The organism is Bacillus sp. 05T22 (assembly GCF_056396765.1).
The window spans coordinates 1-5226 of the sequence record NZ_JBFTMC010000178.1; the positions used below are offsets into that span (position 1 = coordinate 1).

6 protein-coding genes and 4 pseudogenes are annotated in these 5226 nt (G+C 30.6%); 5 read left to right on the forward strand and 5 right to left on the reverse strand.

Annotated elements, in window-relative coordinates; all coding sequences use genetic code 11:
- Positions 1–7: 7 nt before the first annotated feature.
- Together AC1DIT_RS26955 and AC1DIT_RS26960 are read right to left on the reverse strand one after the other, a co-directional pair.
- Positions 8–88, reverse strand: a pseudogene (locus tag AC1DIT_RS26955) (IS6 family transposase); the annotation flags it as partial.
- A 280-nt stretch (positions 89–368) separates the two neighbouring features.
- Positions 369–590: pseudogene (locus tag AC1DIT_RS26960) on the reverse strand (tyrosine-type recombinase/integrase); the annotation flags it as partial.
- Between the two features lie 345 nt (positions 591–935).
- Here AC1DIT_RS26960 and AC1DIT_RS26965 point away from each other — a divergent pair.
- Positions 936–2123, forward strand: a complete 1188-nt coding sequence (locus tag AC1DIT_RS26965) for a protein kinase domain-containing protein (RefSeq protein ID WP_016132783.1) — start codon at positions 936–938, stop codon at positions 2121–2123.
- 293 nt (positions 2124–2416) lie between these two features.
- Here AC1DIT_RS26965 and AC1DIT_RS26970 read toward each other — a convergent pair whose 3' ends face one another.
- Positions 2417–3187, reverse strand: coding sequence for a PH domain-containing protein (locus AC1DIT_RS26970; protein ID WP_016132782.1), 771 nt, complete (start codon positions 3185–3187; stop codon positions 2417–2419).
- A gap of 518 nt (positions 3188–3705) precedes the next feature.
- Between AC1DIT_RS26970 and AC1DIT_RS26975 the strand changes: the two genes are divergently transcribed.
- A complete protein-coding gene (locus AC1DIT_RS26975; protein ID WP_016132781.1) occupies positions 3706–3912 on the forward strand; it encodes a hypothetical protein in 207 nt (68 codons plus the stop codon).
- A gap of 91 nt (positions 3913–4003) precedes the next feature.
- Positions 4004–4237, forward strand: a complete 234-nt coding sequence (locus AC1DIT_RS26980; RefSeq protein WP_016132780.1) for a hypothetical protein — start codon at positions 4004–4006, stop codon at positions 4235–4237.
- 75 nt (positions 4238–4312) lie between these two features.
- On the opposite strand, the gene AC1DIT_RS26985 is transcribed toward AC1DIT_RS26980, so the two are convergent.
- Positions 4313–4519 (reverse strand): hypothetical protein, encoded by a 207-nt coding sequence (locus AC1DIT_RS26985; RefSeq protein ID WP_016132779.1) that lies wholly within the window; start codon positions 4517–4519, stop codon positions 4313–4315.
- 118 nt (positions 4520–4637) lie between these two features.
- On the opposite strand from AC1DIT_RS26985, the gene AC1DIT_RS26990 reads away from it, so the two are divergent.
- Together AC1DIT_RS26990 and AC1DIT_RS26995 are read left to right on the forward strand one after the other, a co-directional pair.
- Positions 4638–4850, forward strand: a complete 213-nt coding sequence (locus tag AC1DIT_RS26990) for a hypothetical protein (RefSeq protein ID WP_016132778.1) — start codon at positions 4638–4640, stop codon at positions 4848–4850.
- A 38-nt stretch (positions 4851–4888) separates the two neighbouring features.
- A pseudogene (locus AC1DIT_RS26995) lies at positions 4889–5086 on the forward strand (phage terminase small subunit-related protein); the annotation flags it as partial.
- A 52-nt stretch (positions 5087–5138) separates the two neighbouring features.
- Here the strand turns inward: AC1DIT_RS26995 and AC1DIT_RS27000 are convergent.
- Positions 5139–5226, reverse strand: a pseudogene (locus AC1DIT_RS27000) (IS6 family transposase); the annotation flags it as partial.

Genomic DNA, 5226 nt, shown 5'->3' on the forward strand with positions numbered 1-5226 from the left:
ATAACTAACTTAAAGAAAAACGGCAGTAGTAGCCGACAGCTACTAAAATAATATCTTTCTTGAATTGTTTTCCTTTAAAATATCTCATGTCTGATTCTCCTAGATCCTGTTTTCTAGAGTGTAGCTTCATGTAGGAAACTTTGCAACAGAACCGGACTGAATATATTAACGCTGAATGGAATGAAGGTATTGTGACTAAAGCTGAGGATAAAGAGATGAATAAAACAGTATTCTAAAATTGCATTTGACACATGTTGCATAAATAATGTGATGATGTAATCATTTTTAATCTGAAGTATAAAAGAACTTGTAGAAATCACTACAAGTTCTTTTATATTATCTAAAAAATAAAACCACGCACATCTATCTTAAATTCGGAATGTATCAAGCACATTATCCTTTTCTTCTTTATTAATACCAATATAGCGTAATGTAATTTGTGGCGTACTATGATTCATTATTTCTTGTAACATAGCAATATCTTTTGTTTGCTTGTAAAACCAATATCCAAATGTTTTACGCATGGTATGAGTTCCTAAAGATTCAACTCCGGCAAAATCCCCGGCTTTTTGTAACTGTCTATAGGCTTGTGTAGCTTTGGAATAAAGTTTAATTAAAAACCTCTTATAAATCCACATTCTGTGATACACAAAAAGACTCCATTTTGAAAAAAGATTGATCAAAATAGAGTCTTTCTTTGTGACTGGATATTCCATTTTTATAAAAAAGTTTGAACAAAACACATTTAGAATTCTTTAATTGAAAAGATATAGCATCGCAAACTTTTTAGAAGCGTCGCAACTTCTTCAAAACTTCGCGTCTTTCTTAAAAACATGGTGACTTTATTTCAAACCCACAATATATTATGTGTGATACTATTTAATAGCATAGATATAGAATAATAATTGATTAAAAGATGAAGGAGGAATTAAATAATGGTTTCAGTAAAGGACCGTCATTTGATATATTTAAGCAATAAAATGGATGAATACATGGCTGAATATGGTGATGAAAATATTCGGAAATATATAAGCTTTTACGAGGAAATTTCTTTTCCTTGTTTAAAAGAGATATTTTCCATATTTCATTACCAATTTAATAGTTTGTTTAAGTATATGAATGGCCGGCTTAGTTACGGACATTATACTGCGGACGAGAGTAGAGAGCTCATTTATTTGAATGAAGAGTTAAAAACAATTCAGTCAAACCTTAAGGATACAAAATATGAATTTAATGTAAGTACTTATTACAAGAGAACATTAAATGAGTGCGAGGGATTCTTACGGAGTAGTGGAGGAAGTTCAATACCTGAAAGCTTTCAGAGAATAAATATAGTTGAAGCGGAACCTATTTTTACTATTAAATCTAATACTTCAATAGTAAGAGAGGGGGGGATTTTTTCGTTTTCTACAAAGACAATCGGTAGTGGTTCTTATGCATCTGTGCATAAATATAAGGATGATTATTATAATCGCTTTTTTGTAATAAAAAAAGCAAATAAGAATTTAAGTAAAGATGAATATGAGCGGTTCAAAATAGAATTTGATTTGATGAAACAGTTAAATTCTCCTTATGTAATTGAAGTTTACAACTTTGATGAAGTAAATCGTCAATACATAATGGAATACGCTGATGAAACCCTAGATACATACATTTCCAAAAATAATAATAAATTAGAAAATCGTGAGAGAATTAATCTAGTTAGACAAATATTACGGGCATTCACGTATATTCATAGTAAAGGTGTTTTACACAGAGACGTTAGTACAACTAATATTCTTTTGAAAAAATATGAAGAATTAAACATTATTAAAGTTTCAGATTTTGGTTTGGTGAAACTTAAGGATAGTGTACTTACCAGAAAAAGTACAGATATTAAAGGTTTTCTTAATGATCCGAAACTAGAAGTTATGGGATTTAATCATTATGAAATACGACATGAAACATATGCTTTAACACGATTAGTTTATTTTGTAATGACAGGTAAAATAAGACTAGAAAGTTTTCAAAGTGAAAAATTTAAAGTATTTATTGAAAAAGGAATTTCAGATAATATTAACTACCGATATAAAAATATTGAAGAGCTTCAAAGTGCCTTTAACAACGTTGTAAATACTTTATAATTCATAAGGCACAATCAATGATGAGGAAATAAGGTTACTGGCAAAACAATATCCTCATTACATATATATTTCTCAAGAAGATTTAGTATATGTTGACCCTGTAAAGATAGCATATCAAAAAATAAAGGACTCAGAGGAGCTTTCACTAGAATACAAATCAATGCTGGAAGTGTATTATTCTAGCTATGTAGCCCATTAAAACATTAAAGATGCTATTACAGCATCTTTTTTAACTATTGATTTTTTCAAAACAAGAAGACCAATCTAACTTGGTCTTCTTGTACATACTATGTTTATATACCGAGCAACTGTTTCTTTTTGGCATTAAATTCATCTTCTGTAATAACACCCATATCGCACAATTCTTTGAATTTTTTCAATTCATCTGCTACTGATGTAGGAGTAGGTATTGATTGTGGTTGAACTTCACTAGTGTTATTTTTTAAAGCATCCAGAACCTGATGAATATTATTGTTTATGGATGTTGCTGAAGCTTTGTCTAAAGCAACTTTAAATTTTTCTTGTGGTGTATCAATCGTTAGAAACCCGAAAAGCATCCCTGTTTCAAATGATATATCATTTATTTTTCCATGATCTACCGCTTTGAATTTTTCACCAGTTAAGTTTTTTTGTCCAAACATAATACGTTTATTGGTGATAGCATAGGCATAATTATTATCATGCTTTGTTGTAGATTGATAATTATGTATTCCGATAAACGCCATTTGAACTTTTTCACCGTTCATCAAGTTGTTTTCGAGCACTCTAAAGTGTTTTACTCCCCATTTTTCATTAAATCCAGAACCGAATTTATTATCAATGCAGTATTGATACATTCCTTCAGCGCTTGATAACGGGCCCTCACCACGTCTTGCTACTTTTTCATCGATTATAGCTTTAATTTCTTCAATAGTAACTTTACTTACGTCTACAACACCTAAGCCACCAGCTTCTTTAAAACAATCTGGGCAAACCCAAGCGTCAGATTGTTTCACCTTATACCGATTCAAGCCAACTTTGCTATCACAAACACCACAAACAGCTTTCCTATCGAAAAATCCCATAATTTAGCCCCCTTTTTGTCTCTTAAAACTGAGTATAGCACATCGATAACTAATAAAAATCTCTTCTTCTAGGAAAGCGCCTTATTGAACAAAAGCACCTATTAATTATCGAAACCTTATCAATATTAAAATTCATTAAAAAAGAAAAGGATTCATTTTAATTAAACGTGAAAGAAAATATAAAGGACTTTTCTTAATACCTTTAAAATCCCTTTATATAAAAAGATTCTAAAATAAGAAACAGTTATTGAATCTTTTATAATTATATCTTTATGTTTTAAGTAATTACTAATTTGTTTTCTTCTATAATTAAATGTTGCTTTTTATCCATCCGTTTTTCAATCCCTTTATTTTCAATGATTTGAATATATACTTTTTTATTGTTTTTTATAATATCAATAAAAATAGATAAAAGTCAATTTTTAAGGGGAAATGAAAGTAAACTTTTGGGTAAAAGTTTACATTCGGATAAATAAGATTCTTTTTGTGTTATTCTGGAAGAAAAAGGGGATGAGAGTATGATAGTGAAAATGATATGTGATATATCTAATAGGTTCAATCGATATGCTGAACATCCAATCAATAATGTATTAGAAGAAGCTGGTTGTACAAGTATCACTAAAACTAAAGAACCATTTCCTGAAGGACAGATACTTGCAGAAGTAGAAAAGAAACCACGTGATTTACTAATCTATGGAGTAACGTGGGAGATAGTTGAACCTTAGAGTAGCGAATCCACTGCTTTTTATTTTATAAAGAAGAAAACCTAATGATAATTCTTTTATGGTAATATGGAGGGAAAAAGTGGGTGGATGAATGGCATTAGGATTAGGTTTAATTGTATTAGGAGTTTTAATTATCTGTATAACTACGTCCTATATGATAAGGAAAAATGAAGGTATAAGTTGGATAGAAGTTCTTGTATTTCCTATAGGCTTAATTCTAAGTATGATACTCGGACACTTTGAGTTACCAGAGTTTTTAATATTAATAGGACTAGTGTGTATTGTATTAGGCAGCCTTATGGCAATGGGAATCAGTATTATATAGAAAAATTAAGCGCAGAGAGCATCTAAATAGGATGCTTTTTTATTTTATAAAGAAAAAGGAACCAATACAGGCTCCTTAATTCGATTCAGAAGTTGTGTAGTTTTTCTTGATGATATCTTTTATGTTGATAATTAAGGATATAAGGAATCCAGCAGCTAGGACACCGTTTACCCAGTAATATGTATTACCTGATGTAAATTTATTATAAAAGGAATCGACATTATAATATACTAGGAGCGCTGAAAAGACAGTAGAGAGTACTAACATACCAAAACTTTTCATGATGTTCACCTCAATTCTAAAAGTTGTGACTTTTAATACAATTATACATATAGATAAATAGATTTACAAAAGTGATTAAAAATATAATAAAGAATTACCGCGAGGAGGAGTTAGAGAAATGAAACTAAGTAAACAAGAACAAACAGTTATTATCGGTCAGTTAATAAATGTTATTGGTGTGGAGTTAGCAAAACAACGCATTGATCCACAGAAACTAGAAAAGTCTGTAGCTATGCATAATGAAATAAGTGATGATATGACACCAAAGCAAACGAGAGATGCGCTTATTAGTGTGTTAGACAAAACGATTGATGAATTCCTAAAAGCTTAACCAAAAAAATGTTAAGGGATTACCGCGAGGTGGTGAATATGGCTAGGCAACGTAGCCCAGATCGTGACAAAGCATTTGAAATATATAAAGCAAGTAAAGGTGAGAAACCATTAATTGATATTGCAGCTGAGTTAAATCTCAAGCCTTCGCAAATCAGAAAGTGGAAATCACAAGATAAATGGGATGAGCAATTTAATGGTAACGTTACTATTGCAAAAAGGAGCGTTACTAAGGTTCTGTTGCAAAGTTGGAAAAAATATAGAGAGGTCTACAGATTGGAAATAGGCTTTAAGCAATCGCTACTAATTGCTGTAGTTCTTTGTACACTGAAAAGACGGAGTCTGATTCAAGACTTCGTCTTTGTTTATATATGGCC